The 21,639-nt window shown below is 65.2% G+C and carries 25 protein-coding genes and 1 pseudogene; 11 read left to right on the top strand and 15 right to left on the bottom strand.

Features of this window, described 5'->3' with window-relative positions; translation table 11 throughout:
• Positions 1–106: 106 nt before the first annotated feature.
• The 5 genes from ftsY (at position 107) to PNI01S_RS12630 (ending at position 4,900) form a co-directional block, all read left to right on the top strand.
• Entirely contained in the window at positions 107–1,546 is a 1,440-nt protein-coding gene (gene ftsY, locus PNI01S_RS12650; protein WP_084358366.1) for a signal recognition particle-docking protein FtsY, read from the top strand.
• Positions 1,543–2,214, top strand: coding sequence for a cell division ATP-binding protein FtsE (gene ftsE / locus PNI01S_RS12645; protein ID WP_024766775.1), 672 nt, complete (start codon positions 1,543–1,545; stop codon positions 2,212–2,214). Before ftsY ends, ftsE begins: the two co-directional genes overlap by 4 nt.
• Positions 2,214–3,224 (top strand): permease-like cell division protein FtsX, encoded by a 1,011-nt coding sequence (gene ftsX, locus PNI01S_RS12640; protein ID WP_024766774.1) that lies wholly within the window; start codon positions 2,214–2,216, stop codon positions 3,222–3,224. Before ftsE ends, ftsX begins: the two co-directional genes overlap by 1 nt.
• 109 nt (positions 3,225–3,333) lie before the next feature.
• Positions 3,334–4,188: an RNA polymerase sigma factor RpoH gene (rpoH, locus tag PNI01S_RS12635; RefSeq protein WP_024766773.1), complete on the top strand. Its 855-nt coding sequence runs from the start codon at positions 3,334–3,336 to the stop codon at positions 4,186–4,188.
• Between the two features lie 94 nt (positions 4,189–4,282).
• Complete coding sequence (locus PNI01S_RS12630) at positions 4,283–4,900, top strand: hypothetical protein (RefSeq protein ID WP_024766772.1); 618 nt, start codon at positions 4,283–4,285, stop codon at positions 4,898–4,900.
• Here PNI01S_RS12630 and mtgA read toward each other — a convergent pair.
• Positions 4,897–5,620, bottom strand: a pseudogene (gene mtgA / locus PNI01S_RS12625) (monofunctional biosynthetic peptidoglycan transglycosylase). The gene PNI01S_RS12630 and the pseudogene mtgA overlap by 4 nt on opposite strands.
• A gap of 32 nt (positions 5,621–5,652) precedes the next feature.
• Here mtgA and PNI01S_RS12620 point away from each other — a divergent pair.
• The 5 genes from PNI01S_RS12620 (at position 5,653) to PNI01S_RS12600 (ending at position 9,641) form a co-directional block, all read left to right on the top strand.
• Entirely contained in the window at positions 5,653–6,021 is a 369-nt protein-coding gene (locus PNI01S_RS12620; RefSeq protein ID WP_024766771.1) for a DUF423 domain-containing protein, read from the top strand.
• Between the two features lie 100 nt (positions 6,022–6,121).
• Complete coding sequence (gene thiS / locus PNI01S_RS12615; RefSeq protein ID WP_024766770.1) at positions 6,122–6,322, top strand: sulfur carrier protein ThiS; 201 nt, start codon at positions 6,122–6,124, stop codon at positions 6,320–6,322.
• A 60-nt stretch (positions 6,323–6,382) separates the two neighbouring features.
• A complete protein-coding gene (locus PNI01S_RS12610) occupies positions 6,383–7,189 on the top strand; it encodes a thiazole synthase (RefSeq protein ID WP_084358365.1) in 807 nt (268 codons plus the stop codon).
• A gap of 263 nt (positions 7,190–7,452) precedes the next feature.
• Positions 7,453–8,124 carry a tRNA (guanosine(46)-N7)-methyltransferase TrmB gene (gene trmB / locus PNI01S_RS12605; RefSeq protein WP_217284487.1) on the top strand — a complete coding sequence of 224 codons (672 nt, stop codon included), beginning with the start codon at positions 7,453–7,455 and terminating at the stop codon, positions 8,122–8,124.
• 170 nt (positions 8,125–8,294) lie between these two features.
• Positions 8,295–9,641: a DUF1329 domain-containing protein gene (locus PNI01S_RS12600; RefSeq protein ID WP_024766767.1), complete on the top strand. Its 1,347-nt coding sequence runs from the start codon at positions 8,295–8,297 to the stop codon at positions 9,639–9,641.
• A 145-nt stretch (positions 9,642–9,786) separates the two neighbouring features.
• On the opposite strand, the gene PNI01S_RS12595 is transcribed toward PNI01S_RS12600, so the two are convergent.
• The 14 genes from PNI01S_RS12595 to PNI01S_RS12530 all read right to left on the bottom strand — a co-directional run bounded on the left by PNI01S_RS12595 (position 9,787) and on the right by PNI01S_RS12530 (position 20,525).
• Complete coding sequence (locus PNI01S_RS12595) at positions 9,787–10,041, bottom strand: hypothetical protein (protein ID WP_017520105.1); 255 nt, start codon at positions 10,039–10,041, stop codon at positions 9,787–9,789.
• Positions 10,042–10,083: 42 nt separating this feature from the next.
• A complete protein-coding gene (locus tag PNI01S_RS12590; protein ID WP_017520106.1) occupies positions 10,084–10,407 on the bottom strand; it encodes a DUF3392 domain-containing protein in 324 nt (107 codons plus the stop codon).
• 57 nt (positions 10,408–10,464) lie between these two features.
• A complete protein-coding gene (locus PNI01S_RS12585; protein WP_159457346.1) occupies positions 10,465–11,304 on the bottom strand; it encodes a glycosyltransferase family protein in 840 nt (279 codons plus the stop codon).
• A gap of 5 nt (positions 11,305–11,309) precedes the next feature.
• Complete coding sequence (gene hemW / locus PNI01S_RS12580; protein ID WP_084358363.1) at positions 11,310–12,467, bottom strand: radical SAM family heme chaperone HemW; 1,158 nt, start codon at positions 12,465–12,467, stop codon at positions 11,310–11,312.
• A gap of 28 nt (positions 12,468–12,495) precedes the next feature.
• Positions 12,496–12,984 (bottom strand): DUF3916 domain-containing protein, encoded by a 489-nt coding sequence (locus tag PNI01S_RS12575; RefSeq protein ID WP_226045839.1) that lies wholly within the window; start codon positions 12,982–12,984, stop codon positions 12,496–12,498.
• 54 nt (positions 12,985–13,038) lie between these two features.
• A complete protein-coding gene (gene rdgB, locus PNI01S_RS12570) occupies positions 13,039–13,632 on the bottom strand; it encodes an RdgB/HAM1 family non-canonical purine NTP pyrophosphatase (RefSeq protein ID WP_037013514.1) in 594 nt (197 codons plus the stop codon).
• Complete coding sequence (locus PNI01S_RS12565) at positions 13,629–14,051, bottom strand: DUF4426 domain-containing protein (RefSeq protein ID WP_024766764.1); 423 nt, start codon at positions 14,049–14,051, stop codon at positions 13,629–13,631. Before PNI01S_RS12565 ends, rdgB begins: the two co-directional genes overlap by 4 nt.
• 34 nt (positions 14,052–14,085) lie before the next feature.
• On the bottom strand, positions 14,086–14,706 hold the full coding sequence (metW, locus tag PNI01S_RS12560; protein ID WP_024766763.1) for a methionine biosynthesis protein MetW: 621 nt from the start codon (positions 14,704–14,706) through the stop codon (positions 14,086–14,088).
• A 10-nt stretch (positions 14,707–14,716) separates the two neighbouring features.
• On the bottom strand, positions 14,717–15,856 hold the full coding sequence (metX, locus tag PNI01S_RS12555; RefSeq protein WP_038803496.1) for a homoserine O-succinyltransferase MetX: 1,140 nt from the start codon (positions 15,854–15,856) through the stop codon (positions 14,717–14,719).
• Positions 15,857–15,953: 97 nt separating this feature from the next.
• Positions 15,954–17,921 carry a dynamin family protein gene (locus tag PNI01S_RS12550; protein ID WP_084358362.1) on the bottom strand — a complete coding sequence of 656 codons (1,968 nt, stop codon included), beginning with the start codon at positions 17,919–17,921 and terminating at the stop codon, positions 15,954–15,956.
• 118 nt (positions 17,922–18,039) lie between these two features.
• On the bottom strand, positions 18,040–18,330 hold the full coding sequence (locus PNI01S_RS12545) for a DUF167 domain-containing protein (RefSeq protein WP_024766762.1): 291 nt from the start codon (positions 18,328–18,330) through the stop codon (positions 18,040–18,042).
• 50 nt (positions 18,331–18,380) lie between these two features.
• Complete coding sequence (locus PNI01S_RS12540) at positions 18,381–18,974, bottom strand: YggT family protein (protein WP_024766761.1); 594 nt, start codon at positions 18,972–18,974, stop codon at positions 18,381–18,383.
• A 13-nt stretch (positions 18,975–18,987) separates the two neighbouring features.
• A complete protein-coding gene (gene proC, locus PNI01S_RS12535; protein ID WP_024766760.1) occupies positions 18,988–19,818 on the bottom strand; it encodes a pyrroline-5-carboxylate reductase in 831 nt (276 codons plus the stop codon).
• Between the two features lie 17 nt (positions 19,819–19,835).
• Positions 19,836–20,525: a YggS family pyridoxal phosphate-dependent enzyme gene (locus PNI01S_RS12530; protein ID WP_024766759.1), complete on the bottom strand. Its 690-nt coding sequence runs from the start codon at positions 20,523–20,525 to the stop codon at positions 19,836–19,838.
• A 73-nt stretch (positions 20,526–20,598) separates the two neighbouring features.
• Here PNI01S_RS12530 and pilT point away from each other — a divergent pair, with 73 nt between their 5' ends.
• Positions 20,599–21,633 (top strand): type IV pilus twitching motility protein PilT, encoded by a 1,035-nt coding sequence (gene pilT, locus PNI01S_RS12525; RefSeq protein WP_024766758.1) that lies wholly within the window; start codon positions 20,599–20,601, stop codon positions 21,631–21,633.
• Positions 21,634–21,639: the final 6 nt, after the last annotated feature.

Here is a 21,639-nt window from a genome sequence, read left to right as displayed (position 1 = left end):
GATACCCATCCGTTTTCCGGGCGGCCACGTTCAGGGCTTCGCAAAGCTGTTTCGAGGCTTTTTGCTGCCTGCCTTTCGTGGCGTCCCCTAGAGATTCGATCCCTACATGTTTGGTTCCAACGACGACAAGAAGGCCCCGCCAGCCGGGGAGAAGAAGGGTCTGTTCGGCTGGCTGCGCAAGAAGCCGCAGGCCGCGGAGCAACCTGCCGCCGAAACCGAGCAGCCGGTAGAACAACCGGTTGTCGCCGAGCCTGCTCCTGCCGCCGAACAAGCGCCCGCCGCCCAGGCCGAGCCGCTTGCGCCGAGCGTCGAGCCGACCCCCGAGCCGGTACTCGACGTGGTGCCGGCCAGCGTTCCGGTGGAGCCACTGGTCCAGCCTGCGCCGCCAGCCGAGCCGCCAGTGATTGCCGAGGCGCCGCAGCCGGCCGTGCAGCCGGTCGAGCCAGAACCGGCTCCGCAGCTGGTCGAGCCTGCGCCCGCCGCCACTCCCGCCACTCCCGCCGAACCGCAGCCGGTCGCCGAAGCGCCCCTCGTGGATGCCCAGCCGGAGCCCGAACCTGCCCCGCAGCCCGAACCCGAGCCGCAAGCCAGGCCTGCCACTGCCGAAACTTCCAAGCTTGGCTTCTTTGCCCGCCTCAAACAGGGCCTGTCGAAGACCAGCGCCAGCCTCGGCGAGGGCATGGCCAGCCTGTTCCTGGGCAAGAAGGCCATCGACGACGACCTGCTGGACGAAATCGAAACCCGCCTGCTGACCGCCGACGTCGGCGTCGAGGCCACCACTGCCATCGTGCAGAACCTGACCAAGCGCGTCGCGCGCAAGGAACTGGCCGACAGCGAGGCGCTGTACAAGGCCCTGCAGGAAGAGCTGGCCACCCTGCTGCGCCCGGTCGAGCAGCCGCTGACCATCAAGGCGGACAAGCAGCCCTACGTGATCCTGGTCGTCGGCGTGAACGGCGTCGGCAAGACCACCACCATCGGCAAGCTGGCGAAGAAGCTGCAACTGGATGGCAAGAAAGTCATGCTCGCCGCCGGCGACACCTTCCGCGCCGCGGCTGTCGAGCAACTGCAGGTCTGGGGCGAGCGCAACAACATCGCGGTGATCGCCCAGCACACCGGCGCGGACTCCGCCTCGGTAATCTTCGACGCCGTGCAGGCCGCCAAGGCCCGTGGCGTGGACGTGCTGATCGCCGACACCGCCGGCCGCCTGCACACCAAGGACAACCTGATGGAAGAGCTGAAGAAGGTGCGCCGCGTGATCGGCAAGCTGGACCAGACGGCTCCCCACGAAGTCCTGCTGGTGCTGGATGCCGGCACCGGGCAGAACGCCATCAACCAGGCCAAGCAGTTCAACAACGCCGTTGAGCTGACCGGCCTGGCCCTGACCAAACTGGACGGCACCGCCAAGGGCGGGGTGATCTTCGCCCTGGCCAAGCAGTTCGAGCTGCCGATCCGCTACATCGGTGTCGGCGAAGGGATCGACGATCTTCGAACCTTCGAAGCCGATGCTTTCGTCCGTGCACTCTTCGAGACCCGGGAAATCGCATGATCCGTTTCGAGCAGGTTGGCAAGCGCTACCCCAACGGCCATGTCGGCCTGCACGAGATTTCGTTCCGCGTGCCGCGCGGCGAGATCATGTTCGTCACCGGCCACTCCGGCGCCGGCAAGAGCACCCTGCTGCGCCTGATCCTGGCGATGGAACGGCCCACCTCGGGCAAGCTGCTGCTCGGCGGGCAGGACGTCTCGCGCATCTCCACCGCGCAGATTCCCTTCCTGCGCCGGCAGATCGGCGTGGTGTTCCAGAACCATCAGCTGCTGGACGACCGCAGCGTGTTCGAGAACGTCGCCCTGCCGATGCAGATCCTTGGCCTGCCCAAGGCGGAGATCGCCTACCGCGTCGAAGCGGCGCTGGACCGGGTGAATCTGAAGGAGAAGGCCGAGGACCGTCCGTCCGACCTCTCCACCGGCCAGCAGCAGCGCGTCGGCATCGCCCGCGCCGTGGTGCACCGCCCGGCGCTGCTGCTCGCGGATGAGCCGACCGGTAACCTCGACCCGCGCCTGGCCTCGGAAATCATGTCCGTGTTCGAAGATATCAACCGCCTGGGCACCACCGTGCTGATCGCCAGCCACGACCTGGCGCTGATCGCGCGCATGCGCCACCGGATGATCACCCTGCAGCGCGGCCGCATCATCGCCGACCGTGAGGAGAACGCCTGATGAGCGCCAATGACCTGCCCCGCGGCGACGAAGAAGGCACCCCGACGCGCAACACGCGCGAGCGCCCGGACGACAACGAGCACCAGGACCACAGCGCCTCCCTCTCGGCCTACGCGGAAAACCACCGCGCCAGCCTGATGGACAGCCTGCACCGCCTGGTCAGCCACCCCTTCGGCAGCTTCTTCACCTGCCTGGTGATGGGCATTACCCTGAGCCTGCCCATGGGCCTGTCGCTGCTGCTCAACAACGTCGAGCGCCTCGGCGGCTCCTGGCAGCGCGCCGCACAGATCTCCCTGTTCCTCGACCTGAAGGCCAGCGAGGCCCAGGGTCAGGACCTACGCGAGCAGATCGAGAAGATGCCCGATGTGATCGAGGCACAGCTGATCAGCCGTGACGATGCGCTGAAAGAGCTGCAGGAGCAGTCCGGGCTTGGCGAGGCGCTCAAGGAGCTGCCGGACAACCCGCTGCCGGCGGTCATCTCGGTGACGCCCAAGCAGATCGACAAGGCCCAGCTGGATGCCTTGCGTCAACGGTTGTCGGAGTTGCCCGGTGTACAACAGGCGCAGTTGGACCTGGTCTGGGTCGAGCGGCTGTCGGCGATCCTCAAGCTGGGTGATCGCTTCGTCTTCGGCCTGACCATCCTGCTGGTGCTAACGCTGTTGCTGGTGATCGGCAACACCATCCGCCTGCACATCGAAAATCGCCGTAACGAAATCGAAGTCATCAAGCTGGTCGGTGGGACGGATGGCTATGTGCGCCGCCCCTTCCTTTATATGGGCGCGCTGTATGGCCTGGGCGCGGGCATCCTGTCCTGGGCCCTGCTGGCCTTCGGGCTGGACTGGCTGAACAGCTCGGTGGTTAATCTGGCCGGGCTGTACGGCAGCGATTTCGGCCTGGCCGGCGTTCCGGTCGACGATGGCCTGTCGCTGACCGTGGGCGCGGTGCTGCTGGGCTGGATCGGCGCCTGGCTGGCCGTGGCGCGCCACCTGCGCGAGCTGGCGCCGCGCTGAAACCCCTGATTTTGCTGGGGTTAAGCGGGTGTAAAGGAACTTTTACACCCGCTTGCAGTCAGATTTCGCAGTGCTACACTGCGCGAGTTTCGTGAATCGGAGGATTCGCATGACCACTTCTCTGCAACCTGTCTATGCCCTGGCTCCCGGTGCGAACCTGGAAGCCTACGTGCACTCGGTGAACAGCATTCCGCTGCTGACGCCGGAGCAGGAGCGCGAACTGGCCGAACGCCTCTTCTACCAGCAAGATCTGGAAGCGGCACGGCAAATGGTTCTGGCGCACCTGCGCTTTGTTGTGCACATCGCCCGGAGTTATTCCGGGTACGGCCTGGCCCAGGCCGATCTGATCCAGGAAGGCAACGTCGGCCTGATGAAGGCCGTGAAGCGCTTCAACCCGGAAATGGGTGTGCGCCTGGTGTCGTTCGCCGTGCACTGGATCAAGGCGGAAATCCACGAGTTCATCCTGCGCAACTGGCGGATCGTGAAAGTCGCGACCACCAAGGCGCAGCGCAAGCTGTTCTTCAACCTGCGCAGCCAGAAGAAGAAACTGGCCTGGCTGAGCAATGACGAAGTGCACCGCGTCGCGGAAACCCTCGGTGTCGAGGCCCGCGAAGTCCGCGAGATGGAAAGCCGTCTCACCGGGCAGGACATGGCCTTCGACCCGGCGGCGGACGCCGACGACGAGAGTGCCTACCAGTCCCCGGCGCATTATCTGGAAGACCATCGCTACGATCCGGCGCGCCAGCTGGAAGAAGCGGACTGGAGCGACAGCTCCACCGCCAGCCTGCATGAGGCGCTGGAAGGCCTGGACGAGCGCAGTCGCGACATTCTCTACCAGCGCTGGCTGGCCGAGGAGAAGGCGACGCTGCACGACCTGGCGGCCAAGTACAACGTGTCCGCCGAGCGGATTCGTCAGTTGGAAAAGAACGCGATGAACAAACTCAAGGGCCGCATCGAAGCCTGACCGGCTTCGATGCGCTCCCGTTGAGACCGAGAACCGCACCCTGGTGCGGTTTTTTTCTGTCCGGTCATTCTCTGTCCAGAGTCTGGAGAGTCCCATGCCGCGCCTGCGTCCCGTCCACGGGATGTTTTTCCTGGTCATCGCCCTGCTGGCTTTCGGCCTGGGCACCTGGGTCGCCCGCACGTCGGCACCGCCCAAGCCGCCGCAGTGGTTCAATGACTGGAAGGAAAAAGTCTTCGAGCCACTGGCTGAAGACCACCTGAGCCTGAGTGATCTGCAGGGCCTGCAGCCCGGCGAGCTGTGGCTGACTGCCAGCCAGGACGGCCCGCAACTGCATTACCGTGGCCGCCTGGTGACGGACGAAGGGCCCTGGCATGTCGAGGCGGAGCTGGCGTTGAGCGAGGCCGAGCATGCCAGCCTGGCCAAGGCCACCGGCATGCAGCCGACCAGCAAGGACCAGCCGCTGAGCGCCGAGCTGATGAGTCAGCTGGGCAACAAGCCGGTCTCCGAACTGGCGCTGGCGCCCCAGGAAGACCTGGCAGTCGGGCGCCTGGCGGTGAGCCTGGGCGACCCGCGCCTGCGCCTGCAGGTGGAGGGTGGCGAGGCCTGGGTCTATCCGGAGAAGGGCATGACGCTGCTGCATCGCGATGGCACGCTGCAATGGATCCGCGTGGTCCCGCGCAACACCCTCAAGGTGTCGGAGACGGCGCCTTAAAGGCGCCCGAGATACTCGCTACCGCCCAACTGCCACATCTGCTGGCGAATCCACGAGGCGCGCTGGCGCACGTAGGGGCCGGGCTTGCCGGCGCTCCACTTGCGCGGGTTGGGCAGCACGGCAGCCAGCAGGCTGGCCTGCTGTTGCGACAGGCGCTTGGCGTCCACGCCGAAGTGGTGCTGGGCGGCGGCCTGGGCGCCGAACACGCCGGCATCCCATTCCACGCTGTTGAGGTAGACCTCGAGAATCCGCTGCTTGGACCAGAAGGTCTCGATCAGCAGGGTGAACCAGGCCTCGAAGCCCTTGCGCACCCAGCTGCGGCCGGTCCAGAGGAAGACGTTCTTCGCCACCTGCTGGCTGATGGTGCTGCCGCCGCGGACCTTGCCGCCCTGCTCGTTGTGCGCCAGCGCCTTCTGGATCGCCGGCAGGTCGAAGCCGTGGTGCTCGGCGAACTTCTGGTCCTCGCCGGCGATCACCGCGAGCTTGAGGCTGTCGGGCAGTTCGTCCCAGGAGCGCCAGCTGCGCTGCAGGTCGATGGGCTTGCCGTTGAACCAGGACTCGACCTTGCGCTCGACCATCACCATGGTCCCCGGCGGCGGCACCCAGCGCAGGACGATGACCAGCGCCACGCTGATGGCGACGAACCAGAGCGCGATCTTTGACAGGCGGCGGAGGGCGTTGCGCATGCGGAGGCTTTGCCTGGGCGGATGAGCGGGCCATTATAGCGATACTCACCTGTCTGGAGCTGTCCCATGCTGCGCACTTTCCTGATGCTCGCCGCGTTCTTCGGTTTCACCGGGGTCGCCCTTGGCGCCTTCGCCGCCCACGGCCTGAAGAACAAGCTTACGCCCGAGTACCTGGCGGTGTTCCAGACCGGCGTGCACTACCAGATGCTGCACGCCCTGGCGCTGTTCGGCGTGGCGCTGCTCACCGCGCACATCGGCGGCACCCTCATCAGCCTTGCCGGCTGGGCATTCACCGTCGGCATCCTGCTGTTCTCCGGGAGCCTCTACCTGTTGACCCTGGCGGGCCTGAGCGTGGGCATCATTACGCCGATTGGCGGACTGTTCTTCCTCATCGGCTGGGCGCTGCTGCTGGTGGCGGCCTTTCAGCTGGGTTGACCGGGATGTCAGAAAAGCCCGAGTGCGACGCCCGGATACCTTGGTCATCCGCCGCGATCGGGCTAGAATGCGACCCCCTCCAGCAACGACCGTCCCGCCCATGCGTATTCAGTTGAATGGCGAACCCTTCGAGCTGCCCGCCGGCCAGACCGTCGCCAACCTGCTCGAGCGTCTCGACCTCACCGGCAAGCGTGTCGCGGTCGAGCTCAACCAGGACATCGTGCCGCGCAGCCAGCACGCCGCCACCGCCCTGAGCGAAGGCGACCAGGTGGAAGTGGTGCATGCCATCGGCGGCGGCTAGAGCCCGTCGCTACATCTTTCAGGCCCCGCAAAGCTTTTACATTTCCTGAGGAGTGATCCGATGAGCCAAGCTTCCTCCAACCTGCCGGTCGACAAGCCCTTCACCCTGGCTGGCCGTACCTACCATTCGCGCCTGCTGGTCGGCACCGGCAAGTACAAGGACCTCGAAGAGACCCGCGTGGCCATCGAGGCCTCGGGCGCCGAGATCGTCACCGTAGCGGTGCGCCGTACCAACATCGGCCAGAATCCGGGTGAGCCCAACCTGCTGGACGTGATTGCGCCGGATCGCTACACCATCCTGCCGAACACCGCCGGCTGCTACGACGCCGTCGAGGCCGTGCGCACCTGCCGCCTGGCCCGTGAGCTGCTGGACGGCCACAACCTGGTCAAGCTGGAAGTTCTGGCCGACCAGAAGACCCTTTTCCCCAACGTCGTCGAAACCCTCAAGGCCGCCGAAGTGCTGGTCAAGGACGGCTTCGACGTCATGGTGTACACCAGCGACGACCCGATCATCGCCCGCCAGCTGGCCGAGATCGGCTGCATCGCGGTGATGCCGCTGGCCGGCCTGATCGGCTCGGGCCTGGGCATCTGCAACCCGTACAACCTGCGCATCATCCTCGAAGAAGCCACCGTTCCGGTGCTGGTGGATGCCGGCGTGGGTACTGCGTCGGATGCCACCATCGCCATGGAGCTGGGCTGCGAGGCCGTGCTGATGAACACCGCCATCGCCCACGCGCAGAACCCGGTAATGATGGCCGAGGCCATGAAGCACGCCATCGTCGCCGGCCGCCTGGCCTACCTGGCCGGCCGCATGCCGCGCAAGCTGTACGCGAGCGCGTCGTCGCCGATGACGGGCCTGATCAACTAACGATCTGCTGCGTGTCGGCGGAACGTCGTTGAAAAGTGGTTCGGGATGCTCATTTACTGCGTGTAAACTCCGCTCCCGCCCCACTTTTCGCCTAGTTCCGCTTTAGCTCGCGAGATCGTTGGCAGGCATTTAATAGACACCGACGTGCGGGCCGGTTTGCCAGAAGCAACCGGCCCGCGTGTGCATTTACCCGCAAGGTCCGAGTCATGAGTGACATTCCCGAAAATCAGCCCGAGAACCAGCCCGACGCCGACAACCGGCCGATGCGCGCCATCAAGAGCTTCGTGATGCGTGCCGGTCGCATGACCGAGGGCCAGCAGCGTGGCCTCGACCAGGGCTGGCCGAAGTTCGGCCTGGAGCTGGCCGACGGTGCGCGGGACTTCGATGAAGTGTTCGGGCGCCAGGCGCCGCGCACCTTCGAGATCGGCTTCGGCATGGGCCATGCCACCCTCGAGATGGCTGCGGCCGCGCCGGAACAGGATTTCATCGGCGTGGAAGTGCACCGGCCGGGCGTCGGTGCGCTGCTCAACGGCATGCTGACCCAGGACCTGACCAATATCCGCGTCTACAGCTGCGACGCCATCGAGGTGCTGCGCGACTGCGTTGCCGATGCCAGCCTCGATCGCCTGCTGCTGTTCTTCCCGGACCCGTGGCACAAGTCGCGCCACCACAAGCGTCGCATCGTGCAGCCGGCCTGGGCTGAGCTGGTGCGGCAGAAGCTGAAGGTCGGCGGCGTGCTGCACATGGCCACCGACTGGGAACAATACGCCGAGCACATGCTGGAAGTGATGAATGCCGCACCCGGCTATCGCAACCTTTCGGCCGATAATACCTACGTGCCGCGCCCGGAAGAGCGCCCGGTCACCAAGTTCGAACGTCGCGGGGAGCGACTCGGCCATGGCGTCTGGGACCTGAAGTTCGAGCGCGTCGACTGATCCACCGAAAAGGCCTGCCCAGCAGGCCTTTTTCACGCGAAAAGCACCTTCTAGACCGGGACCACCCGGCAGGCCGAAAAAGGCCATCCTCACCTCCTGAATAAAAAGCGGCATCCGCCGCGGACGAAAATAAGAGTGACGGACAGGAGTCCGTCGCAAAGGAGTCTGCTGTGTTGAAGAAACTTGCTGTACTGCTGATGGCAGGGGCGTGGGCCCTGCCGGCGCAGGCGAAAGTCGATGCCACCGAGGCCGCTCGACTGGGCCGCGACCTGACGCCGATGGGCGCGGAAATGGCCGGCAACGCCAGTGGCACCATCCCCGCCTGGACCGGCGGCATCACCACCGCCCCGGCGGGATACCAGCCCGGCGGCCATCACCTCGATCCGTACGCTGGCGACGCCGTGCAGTACAAGATCGACAGCAAGAACCTGGCGCAGTACCAGGCGCTGCTCACGCCCGGCACCCAGGCGCTGCTGCAGGAGAACCCGGACTACTACCTGCGGGTCTTCCCCAGCCGCCGCAGCGCATCCTTGCCCCAGCGCATCTATGACGCCACCCGCTTCAACGCCGAGAACGCCGAGCTGATCGCCGACGGCAACGGTGTGCAGGGCGCCGCCGCCGGTGTGCCGTTCCCGATGCCGAAGACCGGCCTGGAAGCGATCTGGAACCACATCATGCGCTACCGCGGCGAGCAGATTCACATGGTGACCAATCAGGCCGCCGTGCTCGCCAGCGGCAGCTACAACCTGCTCAAGCTCGACCGCTACGTGTACTTCAACTACGGCCGCGAGGGCATGACCCCGCAGGACCTGAACAACACGCTGTTCTACTACAAGTACAACATCGTCGCCCCGGCCAAGCTGGCGGGTTCCGCGCTGGTGGTGCAGGAGACCATCGACCAGGTGCTGTCGATCCGCAAGGCCTGGCGCTTCAACAGCGGCGAGCGCCGCGTGCGCCGCCTGCCGAGCCTGGCCTACGATACCTTGCAGCCGGACACCAACGGCCTGGCTACTGCCGACACCGTGGACGTCTACAACGGCGCGCCGGATCACTACGAGTGGCAACTGCTGGGCAAGCGCGAGATGCTGGTGCCATACAACAGCTATGCCGTGCACCAGAAGGGCATTCCCTACGCCGACATCCTCAAGACCAAGACCCTCAACCCCGAGCTGCTGCGCTACGAGCCGCACCGCGTCTGGGTGGTCGAGGCGACCCTGCGCAAAGGTATGGGCCATCCGTTCGCCAAGCGCCGCTTCTACCTGGATGAGGACAGCTGGCAGATCCTCGCCTCGGACATCTACAACGCCGACGGCAAGCTGATCCGCGCCCAGGAAGTGCACCCGATCAACTACTACGACGTGCCCATGGTACTCAGCACCCTGGAGGCGCTGTACGACTTCGAAGGCAAGCGCTATTTCGTCGACGGCCTGGACAACAACGAGCCGATGTACGACTTCAAGGTCCCGCTCGGGCCGCGCGACTTCACCCCGCAGGCCTTGCGCCGCGAGGGTAACTGAGTCCAGCAGAGGCCGTCGCGAGGCGGCCTTTGTCTATCTGCGCAAATGGACCTGTAGGAGCGAGCTTGCTCGCGAAGGTGCTCTCCCACAACGCCGACGTTGGGGTGGTTCGCGAGCAAGCTCGCTCCTACAAAAAGCTGCTGCGTTACTCGATCAGCTCGGCACCCAGCACCGTGGTCTCCGGCATGCGCATGGGCGCCGGGCTGATCTGCAGGTACTTGATGCTGGTGCGCGGGATGATCAGCAGGTCGCCGTCCACCTCGATGCTGATGACCGGCGACTCCATCTGCTTGCGGATGCCGCGCGCCACTTCGGCGGGGTCGTCGCTCTGTTGCGGGAAGCGCAGCGCCAGGCGCTGGCCATCGGAGAAGTGCAGGTAGAGATGCTTGATCGGCTTCATGTGTCCTCCGGCAGTGGTGGCCAACCGCCGGAGGCCCGCAGGTCAGCTGCGGTCGGCGATCATGCCAATCACGAAGAACACTAGCAGCAGCACGGGCGCCAGGGTGTAGTTGTTGAAATAACCCAGACCCTTGGCCAGCCACGGGGTGACGAAGACCATCGCCAGGCCGTAGCCCACGGCGCAGATCAGTACGAACAGCAGGGTGCGGAAGACGAAGTTCAGGCTGCCGATGCGCTGCTGTACCCAGGCGTTGATCGCCGGGCCGAACAGCACCAGTACGGTGGCCATGATCGCCAGGGCGATGTCGGACAGGTGGCCGCGGCACCAGCGGGAGACGTTGGCAATCAGGTCGAGCGCGAAGTCCATTGGGGCTCCTTGGGATCGAGTGTCGCGGGGGAGTGTACTTGAGTGCGCCGCCTTGGGTCAGTCGGGCTTGCGCAGCATGAGCCTCAAGGTCGTCAGGGCAATCGCCTTGTCGCGGAACAGCAGCAACTGCTTGATCAGGCGAAGCGGCAAGTGTCGCCGGTAGCTGGGGAAAAGGTCGGTATGATAACGGCTGTAGTAGCGGTACTCCGACTCGTAGATGCTCTCGTAGCGCGACCTGGACACCCGGTTGCGCTCGCTGATCGAGAGGTTCTGGTGGACTTCGCTGGCCATTACGTAGAGCTGCCGGCCCTGGTTTCTCGCATGGTGGAAAGCCCAGTGATCCAGATAATCCAGGGGGAACTCCGGATTGAATCCGCCAGAGGCGGCCAGCCAGGAAACTCGCCAGCAGGCGCCGGAATTGATCGCCGTGATCGGATCGCTGGTGCTGCCGGAGCGGTTGTACGCCTGGGCCCTGACCTTGCTGCAGTCCATGGGGGAGATCTGCCGCTGCCCATCGCTGACCCGTGGCACCAGGCAGACGCAGGAGGCATCCAGGTCCGTTGTCGCTTGCGTCAGCTCGGCAAAGTAGTTCGCCTCCAGGCGGGTATCCTGATCCAGAAGCAGCAGCCAGTCGCTGCCGCGTTCGCAGGCCGAGTGCAGCGCGAGGTTATAGGCGGTGGCAAGCCCCGGGTTGCTGGCATCGTGGTGGTAGCGAACTGCAAGGCCCTCACCCAACGACGGCCATGGCTGGGGGGCCGGGCTGTTGTCGTGGAGGATCAGCTCGACGTCCTGGTTGGCCAGCCACGCCAGGTTGTCCTGCAGGCTGCGAAAGCTCTCGGAGTCGGCCAGGGATTGCTTGTAGATCACCAGAACGATGGTCGCCCGCATCTTCGTCATCGGCATCATTCGGGCAAGAAGCGCTGCAGCAGGTCGTTGAGGAACAGCTGGCCACGTTCGGTGGGGGCCAGCCGGTTCGGATCGTCCAGCAATAGGCCGTCCTTGCGCGCCTGCCGGCAGGCTTCCTCGATGGCGGCCAGCGGCAGGCCAGTGCGCTCGGCGAAGGTTGCCGCCGGTACACCTTCGGTCAGGCGCAGGGCGTTCATCATGAACTCGAAGGGCAGGTCATCCGCTTCCAGGTCGCGTTCGCCGGCCTGGAAGGGCTTCTCCGGATTCAGGTAGTCCTTCGGCAGGCGGGTCTTCCAGGTGCGCAGGATGCGCCCTGCCGGGGTGCTCAGCTTGGCGTGGGCGCCGGCGCCGATGCCGAGGAAATCGCCGAAGGTCCAGTAGTTCAGGTTGTGCCGCGCGCGCTTGCCGTCACGGGCATAGGCGGAGGTTTCGTACTGCAGGTAGCCCGCCTGGGCGAGCAGCGCCTGGCCGGCCTCCTGGATTTCCCACAGCTGGTCGTCCTCGGGCAGCTCCGGCGGCTGGCTCCAGAACACCGTGTTCGGCTCCATGGTCAGCTGGTACCAGGACAGGTGCGTCGGCGCGAGGGCAATGGCCTGCTGCAGGTCGCTCAGCGCGTCGGCGACGCTCTGCTCCGGCAGGCCGTGCATCAGGTCCAGATTGAAGTTGTCGAAGCCGGCGCGGCGGGCCATCTCGGCCGCGCGCACGGCTTCGTCGCCGTCATGGATGCGACCCAGCGCCTTGAGCTTTTCGGCCTGGAAGCTCTGGATGCCGATGGACAGCCGATTGATCCCCAGCTGGCGGTAGTCGGCGAACTTGGCCTGCTCGAAGGTGCCCGGGTTGGCTTCCAGGGTGATCTCGATATCGCTTTCGAAACCGACCTGCCTTTCCAGCCCTTCGAGGATGCGGCCCAGCGCCTTGGCGGAAAACAGGCTGGGCGTGCCGCCGCCGAAGAAGATCGAGGTCAACTTGCGGCCGTGGACGTATCCGCGGTCGGCGACCAGGTCAGCCAGCAGCGCCTCGACGTAGGCGTCTTCCGGCAGCTCCGGCCCGGCGGCATGGGAGTTGAAGTCGCAATAGGGGCATTTGCGCACGCACCAGGGGATGTGGACGTACGCGGACAGCACGGGAAGTTGAAAGACTGAATCGTTGGGCACGGTGAATGGCTTGAATCTTTGGGGGAGACTATCGTGGCATGACTTCGCCAAAGTACCAGCGCTGGCAGATGAAGCGTCCATCGGGCTGGTCGGGATCTGCGTAGTCAATGTAAACGCCGAGTTCGGAACTTCCTGATACCAACTGAAGCTTCCACTCTTCGGCGAGGCTGGAGGTCAAGTGGCGGCATGTGCTATCTGGACCGTCGCTTTCTCGCGTATGGCTGAGGAAATAACCTTCCTCCTTGTAGATGCAAACTTCGCTGGTGAAAAAGTCCGGAATGCAAATGACGGCAGTGACTCGCCAATCCTTTGCGAGCTCGGGCTTGCTGTGTATCAGATGTTGGCAGGCGTCGATCAGGGCTTGCGCACACTGAGCCTGAATTTCCGGCGTTGTATAGCGACCCTGCACAAGGCTGCATGCAACTGGAATCTTCCAGTTCCAATAACGCTCGGAGGGCGGTATGTCTGCCGGGAAATGGCCTTGGAAGCTATCGGACCACTTTTTAAGGGCGCGCAAGCGGCGCGTCACTCCGCGAAGTTTTTTCTCGCTGAAGATTAGGCGCCTCCCCAACTAGAGTCCCAGCCGTTGCTTCAGCAAGGCCATGGCGCGGGCGCGGTGGCTGAGCTGGTTCTTCTGCTCGGGCGGCAGTTCGGCGCTGGAGCAGTTGGCTTCCGGCACCCAGAACAGCGGGTCGTAGCCGAAGCCGTGCTCGCCGCGGGCTTCGCGCAGGATGCTACCGTGCCAGAGGCCCTCGCAGAGGATCGGCAGCGGGTCGTCAGCGTGGCGGACCAGGGCCAGCACGCTGACGAACTGGGCGCCACGCGCCTCGTCCGGCACGTCCTTCATGGCATCGAGCAGCTTGGCGTTGTTCGCCGCGTCACCCTTGCCGTCGGCGTAGCGCGCGGAATAGATGCCCGGCGCTCCGCCGAGGAAGTCCACCGCCAGGCCGGAGTCGTCGGCCAGCGCCGGCAGGCCGGAGATGCGCGCGGCATTGCGGGCCTTGAGGATGGCGTTCTCGACGAAGGACAGGCCGGTCTCTTCCGGCTCCACGTCGCTGAACTCGCCGATGGAACGCACCTTCACGTGGGCTCCGAGCATGGCCTGGAGTTCCTTGAGCTTGCCGGCGTTGTGACTGGCCAGCACCAGTTGTTCGAGCTTGATCATTCGTCGGGGAAGATTTCCTGCATGAAGTCGAAGCTTTGCGGCGCTTCGCTTCCGGACTGGACCTGGATGGAGAAGGTCAGGGTCTCGCGGCCTTCGATGGGGAACTGTGCCAGGTTGTACACGGCGCCTTCCTCGACCACGCGCTTGAAGGTCAGGGGAATGGTCTGGCCCATCAGGTTCTTGGCGGAGCCGGCGACGGTGGCGTTGGCCGGTTTGCCGCTGGCGTCCAGCGGCACGATGTTGATCACGCCCTGGGCCTTGCTGCGCACCACGCCCACGGCTTGCGCGACGTTGGGCTGGAGGAAGCTGGAGTTGAACACGCTGTAGTGCACCTGCAGGTCACCCAGGCGCTTCACCTGTTCGGCGAGGGCGGGGACGGCGAGGACCAGGCAGGCGAGGAAGGTAAGCAGGCGGCGCATGATGTTTCTCCCGGGCTCTATCAGATAGCCGCGATCAGACGGCGATGCGGTGGTCTTGCACGCCAGCGCCGCTGATCCGGTAGATGCCGATCTCACCCAACAGATTAGGCCAGATTCGCGAGGCCCAGCCATGCTGGTGCTCGTGGTCCACCGCCAGACGGTCCAGCACCCTTGCGTGTTGCTCGTGGCAGAGCGCCTCGAAATCGCGGAAGGTGCAGAAGTGGATGTTCGGCGTGTTGTACCAAGTGTACGGAAGGAAGTCCGACACCGGCATGCGGCCATTGCGCGCGAGGTACCAGCGGCAGCGCCAGTGGCCGAAGTTGGGGAAGGTGATGATGCAGGTTCTGCCCACGCGCAGCATCTCCGCCAGCACCTTGTCCGGGTAGCGCAGGGCCTGCAGCGACTGGGTCATCACGACCACGTCGAAACTGTTGCTGGCAAAGTTGCCCAGGCCCTTGTCGAGGTCCTGTTCGATGACGTTGACGCCGCGTTCGATGCATTTGGCGATCTTGTCGGGGTCGATCTCCAGGCCGTAGCCGCCCACCTGCTTGTGGTCGCGCAGCCAGGCGAGCAGCTCGCCGTCGCCGCAGCCCAGGTCGAGCACGCGGCTGCCGGCGGGGATCCAGTCTTGGATGATTTCCAGGTCGGCGCGCATGGGTGTCCTTTTATACGCTGATGCGGTGCATGTAACCGCTGAAAGCTTGCAGGTAGCGCGGAATCGGCATCAGGAAGGCGTCATGGCCTTGCGGGGCGTCGATTTCCAGGTAGCTGACGTTCTTCTTCGCCGCCAGCAGGGCGTCGACGATCTCCCGCGAACGCGCCGGGGAGAAGCGCCAGTCGGTGGTGAAGGACATCAGGCAGAAGTCCGCTTTCACCCCGGCGAGGGTACGCGCCAGGTCGTCGCCGTAGGCGGCGGCCGGGTCGAAGTAGTCCAGCGCCTTGGTCATCAGCAGGTAGGTATTGGCGTCGAAGCGGGTGGAGAACTCCTCGCCCTGGTAGCGCAGGTAGCTTTCCACCTGGAACTCGACGCTGTGCAGGTCGTAGTTGAGCTTCTCCGACTTCATGTCGCGGCCGAACTTGGCGCCCATGGCGTCATCGGAGAGGTAGGTGATGTGGCCGACCATCCGCGCCAGGCGCAGGCCGCGCTTGGGTATCACGTCGTGTTCCTGGAAGTGGCCGCCGAAGAACTCCGGGTCCGAGAGGATCGCCTGGCGCGCCACTTCGTTGAAGGCGATGTTCTGCGCCGACAGCTTCGGCGCACTGGCGATGCACAGGCAATGGCGCACGCGCTCGGGATAGCTGATGGTCCACTGCAGCGCCTGCATGCCGCCCAGGCTTCCGCCGACGATGGCGGCCCAGCTCTGGATGCCGAGGCGATCGGCCAGTCGGGCCTGGCTGTGCACCCAGTCTTCCACGGTGACGACCGGGAAGTCCGCGCCGTAGGTCCTGCCGGTGGCGGGGTTGAGGCTGGTTGGCCCGGTGGAGCCGTTGCAGCCGCCCAGATTGTTCAGCGCGACGACGAAGAACTTGCGGGTGTCGATGGGCTTGCCCGGGCCGATGCAGCTGTCCCACCAGCCTGGCTTGCGCTCGTCCTCGCTGTGGTAGCCGGCGGCGTGGTGATGGCCGGAGAGCGCGTGGCAGATCAGCACGGCGTTGCTCGCCGTGGCGTTCAGCTCGCCGTAGGTCTCGATCACCAGTTGGTATTCGGGCAGCGTCTTGCCGCAGGCCAGGGGCAGCGGTTCATTGAACTGCAGTGTCTGGGGGGTGACCAGACCGACGGAATCTTCGGGGAAGACTGTTGGCATCGACCCAGCTCATGCATAAAAAGGACGGCCAGTCTAAAGAGCACCGCACCCTGCGGCAAGCGCCGGGAGCGGGCATCGCGCGGGTGTGGCGCGGGTTTCAGGCGCGCTGGGAGGTGGGCAGGGTGACGACCTTGGCCTGGCGCTGCAGCGGAGCCGGGCGGCGCAGCTGGCGAAGAATGTCGGTGGCCTCGACCAGTTGCTGCTCCAACTCCTCGGTATAGCGCCCCAGCAGCAGCGAGCGCTGACGCGCCTGCTGGGTTTCCTGGGCCAGGGCCTTGAGGCGCAGCATGTGGGTTTCCAGCATCTGCTTGTGTTCCAGGCTGTACTGCATCAGCGGCATCAGGGCGTCGGCGGCCCATTGCTCGGCCTCTTCGCGCAGGCGCTGGTGCAGGCCGATGACTTCCTGGGCGACGGTGGCGAAGAAGCGCCGGGTCAGCAGGCGCTGCTCGGTGAGCAGGGTCTTGAGGTGCAGGCGGAAGCGGTCGGCTTTCTCCTGCAGCTTGGCGAGATCGCGCAGGTAGCGCTGGACGCGGAGTTGCGGGGCATCCAGGGCGTTGAGCGGGTTTTCCTGGTTATGCCGCTGGTAGATGGCCGCGACCATGCGGTTGGCCGTCTCCGCCTCGTGCATCAGGCCGACCAGGTCGGTCTCCACGGTGCGGAAGAACTGGAGGATGGCCTGGTGGATGCCGACCGTGGTCCAGCTGCCGCGCAGCTTCTCGTGGACCTTCTTCAGATGCTGCTCGAGCCTTTCCGGACGCACCGCGTCGCGCAGCTGTTCGCCCTGGTGGCGCAGCAGCCGCTGGTTGGTCTTCAGGCTGAGCAGGCGCTTGTGGTGCAGGTTGTGGTCGTCCTTGGTCCGCGCAGTCAGCTCGAACAGCAGCTGGCCGCTGTCCTGTTGCTGGTCGTTGAGCAGCGCCTGCTGCTCCTTCACCTTGTCCAGGCGCACGCGCAGGCTGTGCTGGCTGTTGTTGACCAGCGCCAGCACCTGGCCGACCACGGCGTCCTCCAGCAGGCGCTCCTTCTGCGCGACGATGCGCTCGCAGAGCAGCTCCTCCAGGGATTCCATCTGGCTGCGCACGAGCAGGTCGCGGTCGCCGCGCACCTTGGCCAGCAGCGCCTGCTTGGCCGATAGCGGCAGCACGTCTTCGCGGGCGATGCCCAGCTGGCGCGCGGTGGTGTCCTGGATATGGTGGATGGCGTTCTGCACGAAGGCTTCGCCGGCCAGGTCGTCCCAGAGCACGTCGATCTTGTTCAGCACCGCGTAGAGGCTGGTGTGGCCGTCCTCGCCGAGCTGGCGCACGTGGTCCCGCCAGATGGCCATGTCGGAGGCGGTCACGCCGGTATCAGCCGCCAGCAGGAAGAGGATCGATTGTGCGCTGGGCAGCATCGACAGGGTCAGTTCCGGCTCGCTGCCCAGGGCGTTCAGGCCGGGCGTGTCGAGAATGCGCAGGCCCTGGCGCAGCAGCGGGTGGTCGAAGTTGACCAGCGCATGGCGCCACGCCGGCACCAGGACGATGCCGGGCTTGTCCGTGGCTTCGAGCATGTCCGGGTGGAAGCCCAGCTGGATCGCCTGCTCCACCGGCAGCGGCTTGGTCTTGGCGACCTGGGCGAAGGCCTCGGCCATGTTCGCCGGGTCCGAGGTATCCAGCGGAATGTTCACCCAGTGCCGCGGGATACGCTTGAACTGCGCCACGCTGGCATCGGCGACGCGGGTCTCGATGGGCAGCAGGCGGATGTAGGGACGCTCCGAGCGCGGGTCGAAGAACAGCTCGGTCGGGCACATGGTGGTGCGGCCGGCCTGGGATGGCAGCATGCGGCGGCCGAATCCGGCGAAGAACAGGCTGTTGATCAGCTCGGTCTTGCCGCGCGAGTACTCGCCGACGAAGGCCAGGGTGATGTGGTCGACGCGCAGCAGGCGCAGGGTGCGTTCGAGGCGGTTCTCGATTTCCGGGGTATTCAGCCGGGCGCGCTCCAGCCAGCTGCGATAGCGGGTGATCTCACGGACCAGCTCGCGCTTCCAGGTGACATAGGCATCGATCTGCTGACTGAGACGTTCCATGCTCATCCGGGCGTTCCTTGGGCTGGCGCGTCCTGCGCGGGGAATGGATGGCGTGGATTATGCGACGGAGTGTAGGAATAGCAATTGGCCTACAGCACATTCCTACACGTAAGGTCGGCCAAGGTTACCGAGCGGCTATCCCGAGTTCTGCCGGAAATTTCGTCGGGCGGGGAATACGCACGCGCTTCTGGCGATTCAGTTCGCCGCTTTCCAGCTTCACCGCGCTTTTCGGCACGCCGAAGGCCTTGCCGAGGAATGCCAGCAGATGGGCATTGGCCTTGCCTTCCACCGGCGGCGCGGTCAGGCGGATCTTCAGGCGTTCGCCGTGCAGCCCGGCGAACTCGTCGCGGCTCGCCTTGGGTTGCAGGTGGCAGTCGAGGATCAGGTCCTCGCCGTCCCAGAAATAGAAGCTCATTCGTCTTGCGGACTGTCGGAGCTCGCCGCGCGGGCGAGCTCCCTGGTCAGTTACATGAAGGGGCTGAGGATCTGCGGCATCCCGGTCATCGCGGCCAGGTTGCCGATCACCAGCATGTCGATCAGCTTCAGCGCGATGAAGGCGAAGATCGGCGAGATATCCAGGCCGCCGAGGTTCGGCAGGAGCTTGCGGAAGGGCGCCAGGAACGGTTCGCAGATCTGGTTCACCAGCTGGGCGCCGGGGTTGTAGCTGCCCGGGGCGACCCAGGAGAGAATCACGCTGATGATCAGGGCAAAGAAGAAGATCTTCAGGAACAGCGAGGTCACCGCGATGATCGACCACACCAGCAGCTGCAGGATGTAGCCGCCGACGCCATAGCCCATCAGGGTCAGGGTGATGACCATCAGCAGCAGCTGGACCAGGATGGCCAGTACCAGCGAGGCGAAGTCGATACCGCCGAAGCCGGGGATGACGCGGCGCAGCGGGTTCAGCAGCGGCTTGGTGGCGCGCACGATGAACTGGCTGAGCGGGTTGTAGAAGTCGGCGCGGACCAGTTGCAGGATGAAGCGCAGCAGGACGATCAGCAGGTACAGGCTGCCCAGCGTCTGGATGACGTAAATGGCAGCGGTGGAAATTCCGGTCATTGAGGGCTCCTCGTCATTGACCCAGTTGTTCGGCCAGCTCGGCGGAACGGTGGTCGGCAGCGCCTACCGCCTTCTCCACCAGCGCCTCGAAACCGTTGGCCTGGAAAGTGGTGATGGCCGCTTCGGTGGTGCCCTTGGGCGAGGTCACGCGGCGGCGCAGTTCGGCGGGATCGACATCGCTGGTGGTGGCCATCTGCGCGGCGCCCAGGGCGGTCTGGCGGGCCAGCTGGCCGGCGACTTCGCGGGACAGGCCGAGCTTCTCGCCGGCGGCGGTCATGGCTTCCATCAGCAGGAAGAAGTAGGCCGGGCCGCTGCCGGAGACGGCGGTGACCGCGTCGATCTGCCGCTCCTCGTCCAGCCACAGGGCGATGCCCACGGCGCTCAGCAGTTGCTGCGCCTGCTCGCGCTGGGTGGCACTGACGCTCGAATTGGGGTACAGGCCGCTGGCGCCCAGGCCGACCAGGGCCGGGGTGTTGGGCATGCAGCGGACGATGGCGCGCGGCTGGCCGTTCACGGCGCCCAGCCAGCGTTCGAGGCTGGCGCAGGGGATGCCGGCGGCGATGGAGACGATCAGTGCGCTATCGGACAGGGACGGCGCCAGCGCCAGGCAGACGTCCTTCATGACCTGCGGCTTGACCGCCAGGACCACCACGTCGGCGCCAGCCACGGCGCTGGCGTTGTCGCCGACCACGTCGATGCCGTGCTCGGCAGCGATCTTCGCGCGCTGCTCAGCACCCGGGTCGCTGGCGCGGATGCGGCTGGCTTCGACGCCCTTGGCGCGCAGGCCGCCGATGAGACTGGCGGCCATGTTGCCGGCGCCGATGAAGGCAATGCGGGTGCTCATTACGTCTCTTCCTTTATTCAGTGCGAGGCGCCGTAGTCGCGGGCGCCGAACAGGGCGGTACCGATCCGTACCCAGGTGGCGCCTTCGCCGATGGCGGCCTCGAGGTCGTGGCTCATGCCCATGGACAGGGTGTCCAGGCCGAGGTTCAGGGCGTGCATCAGCTCGCGCAGGCGGGCAAATGCAGCGTGCTGCGCGGCAACGTCTTCGGTTGGCTCAGGTATGGCCATCAGACCGCGCAGTTTCAAGTGGGGCAGTTGCGAAATTGCCTGGGCAAGGGCAGGCAGTTCTTCGGGGGAACAGCCGGATTTGCTGTCTTCGCCGCTGACATTCACCTGCAGCAGCACGTTCAGCGGCGGCAGGTTCGCCGGGCGCTGTTCGGAAAGGCGCTGGGCGATCTTCAGGCGGTCCACCGAATGCACCCAGTTGAAGTGCTCGGCGATGGGCCGGGTCTTGTTCGACTGGATAGGGCCGATGAAGTGCCAGGTCAGCGGCAGGTCGGCCAGCTCGACCTGCTTGAGCAGTGCTTCCTGCAGGTAGTTTTCGCCGAAATCGGCCAGGCCTTCGGCATACGCTTCGCGGATGGCGGCGGCGGGTTTGGTCTTGCTCACGGCGAGCAACTGCACCGAGCCAGGCGTGCGATTTTTCGCTTGTTCCGCCTCACGGATTCGTACGCGAACCTTTGCAATATTCTCTGCTATCGTGGACATTACCGTCGCTTTTCCGCCCGGCTGCTGCGAGTTCTGCGGCATTCTACCTGCTTGCTCTTGATTGGGGAGTCCCATGGATATTACCGAGCTGCTCGCCTTCAGCGCCAAGCAGGGCGCTTCGGACCTGCACCTCTCGGCCGGCCTGCCGCCGATGATCCGCGTCGACGGCGATGTGCGCCGCATCAACCTGCCGCCGCTCGAGCACAAGCAGGTTCACGCGCTGATCTACGACATCATGAACGACAAGCAGCGCAAGGATTACGAAGAGTTCCTGGAAACCGACTTTTCCTTCGAAGTGCCGGGCGTGGCGCGCTTCCGGGTCAACGCCTTCAACCAGAACCGCGGCGCCGGCGCCGTGTTCCGGACCATTCCCTCCAAGGTACTCACGATGGAGGACCTGGGAATGGGAGAAGTGTTCAAACGTGTTTCAGACGTGCCGCGCGGCCTGGTGCTGGTCACCGGCCCGACCGGTTCGGGCAAGTCCACCTCGCTGGCGGCGATGCTCGACTACCTGAACAACACCAAGTACAGCCATATTCTCACCGTCGAAGACCCGATCGAATTCGTCCACGAGTCGAAGAAGTGCCTGGTCAACCAGCGTGAGGTGCACCGCGACACCCTGGGCTTCAACGAGGCACTGCGCTCGGCCCTGCGTGAGGACCCGGACATCATCCTGGTGGGCGAGATGCGTGACCTGGAGACCATCCGCCTGGCGCTGACCGCCGCGGAAACCGGCCACCTGGTCTTCGGCACGCTGCACACCACCTCCGCGGCCAAGACCATCGACCGTATCGTCGACGTGTTCCCCGCCGAGGAGAAGTCCATGGTCCGCTCCATGCTCTCCGAGTCCCTGCAGGCGGTGATCTCCCAGACCCTGCTGAAGAAGATCGGCGGAGGCCGTGTCGCGGCCCACGAGATCATGATCGGCACCCCGGCGATCCGTAACCTGATCCGTGAGGACAAGGTCGCGCAGATGTACTCCGCCATCCAGACCGGCGGCGCGCTCGGCATGCAGACCCTGGACATGTGCCTGAAAGGCCTGGTCGCCAAGGGCCTGGTCACCCGCGATTCGGCGAAAGAAAAAGCCAAGATCCCGGAAAACTTCTAATCCCAC

The sequence above is a fragment of the Pseudomonas nitroreducens NBRC 12694 genome (assembly GCF_002091755.1).
Lineage (GTDB): Bacteria > Pseudomonadota > Gammaproteobacteria > Pseudomonadales > Pseudomonadaceae > Pseudomonas > Pseudomonas nitroreducens.
This window is presented reverse-complemented; position numbering and strand designations above follow the sequence as displayed.

Bases quoted from the DNA above. Each gene is read 5' to 3' on its own strand.
- PNI01S_RS12595 (WP_017520105.1), bottom strand. From the start codon at position 10,041: ATGAAGCCGATCAAGCATCTCTACCTGCACTTCTCCGATGGCCAGCGC.
- PNI01S_RS12630 (WP_024766772.1), top strand. From the start codon at position 4,283: ATGCCGCGCCTGCGTCCCGTCCACGGGATGTTTTTCCTGGTCATCGCC.
- PNI01S_RS12590 (WP_017520106.1), bottom strand. From the start codon at position 10,407: ATGGACTTCGCGCTCGACCTGATTGCCAACGTCTCCCGCTGGTGCCGC.
- PNI01S_RS12540 (WP_024766761.1), bottom strand. From the start codon at position 18,974: ATGACCGGAATTTCCACCGCTGCCATTTACGTCATCCAGACGCTGGGC.
- rdgB (WP_037013514.1), bottom strand. From the start codon at position 13,632: ATGATCAAGCTCGAACAACTGGTGCTGGCCAGTCACAACGCCGGCAAG.
- PNI01S_RS12530 (WP_024766759.1), bottom strand. From the start codon at position 20,525: ATGTCCACGATAGCAGAGAATATTGCAAAGGTTCGCGTACGAATCCGT.
- thiS (WP_024766770.1), top strand. From the start codon at position 6,122: ATGCGTATTCAGTTGAATGGCGAACCCTTCGAGCTGCCCGCCGGCCAG.
- rpoH (WP_024766773.1), top strand. From the start codon at position 3,334: ATGACCACTTCTCTGCAACCTGTCTATGCCCTGGCTCCCGGTGCGAAC.
- trmB (WP_217284487.1), top strand. From the start codon at position 7,453: ATGCGCGCCATCAAGAGCTTCGTGATGCGTGCCGGTCGCATGACCGAG.
- metX (WP_038803496.1), bottom strand. From the start codon at position 15,856: ATGCCAACAGTCTTCCCCGAAGATTCCGTCGGTCTGGTCACCCCCCAG.
- ftsY (WP_084358366.1), top strand. From the start codon at position 107: ATGTTTGGTTCCAACGACGACAAGAAGGCCCCGCCAGCCGGGGAGAAG.
- PNI01S_RS12610 (WP_084358365.1), top strand. From the start codon at position 6,383: ATGAGCCAAGCTTCCTCCAACCTGCCGGTCGACAAGCCCTTCACCCTG.
- PNI01S_RS12545 (WP_024766762.1), bottom strand. From the start codon at position 18,330: ATGAGCTTCTATTTCTGGGACGGCGAGGACCTGATCCTCGACTGCCAC.
- PNI01S_RS12565 (WP_024766764.1), bottom strand. From the start codon at position 14,051: ATGCGCCGCCTGCTTACCTTCCTCGCCTGCCTGGTCCTCGCCGTCCCC.
- proC (WP_024766760.1), bottom strand. From the start codon at position 19,818: ATGAGCACCCGCATTGCCTTCATCGGCGCCGGCAACATGGCCGCCAGT.
- PNI01S_RS12620 (WP_024766771.1), top strand. From the start codon at position 5,653: ATGCTGCGCACTTTCCTGATGCTCGCCGCGTTCTTCGGTTTCACCGGG.
- ftsX (WP_024766774.1), top strand. From the start codon at position 2,214: ATGAGCGCCAATGACCTGCCCCGCGGCGACGAAGAAGGCACCCCGACG.
- PNI01S_RS12550 (WP_084358362.1), bottom strand. From the start codon at position 17,921: ATGAGCATGGAACGTCTCAGTCAGCAGATCGATGCCTATGTCACCTGG.
- pilT (WP_024766758.1), top strand. From the start codon at position 20,599: ATGGATATTACCGAGCTGCTCGCCTTCAGCGCCAAGCAGGGCGCTTCG.
- metW (WP_024766763.1), bottom strand. From the start codon at position 14,706: ATGCGCGCCGACCTGGAAATCATCCAAGACTGGATCCCCGCCGGCAGC.
- PNI01S_RS12585 (WP_159457346.1), bottom strand. From the start codon at position 11,304: ATGACGAAGATGCGGGCGACCATCGTTCTGGTGATCTACAAGCAATCC.
- ftsE (WP_024766775.1), top strand. From the start codon at position 1,543: ATGATCCGTTTCGAGCAGGTTGGCAAGCGCTACCCCAACGGCCATGTC.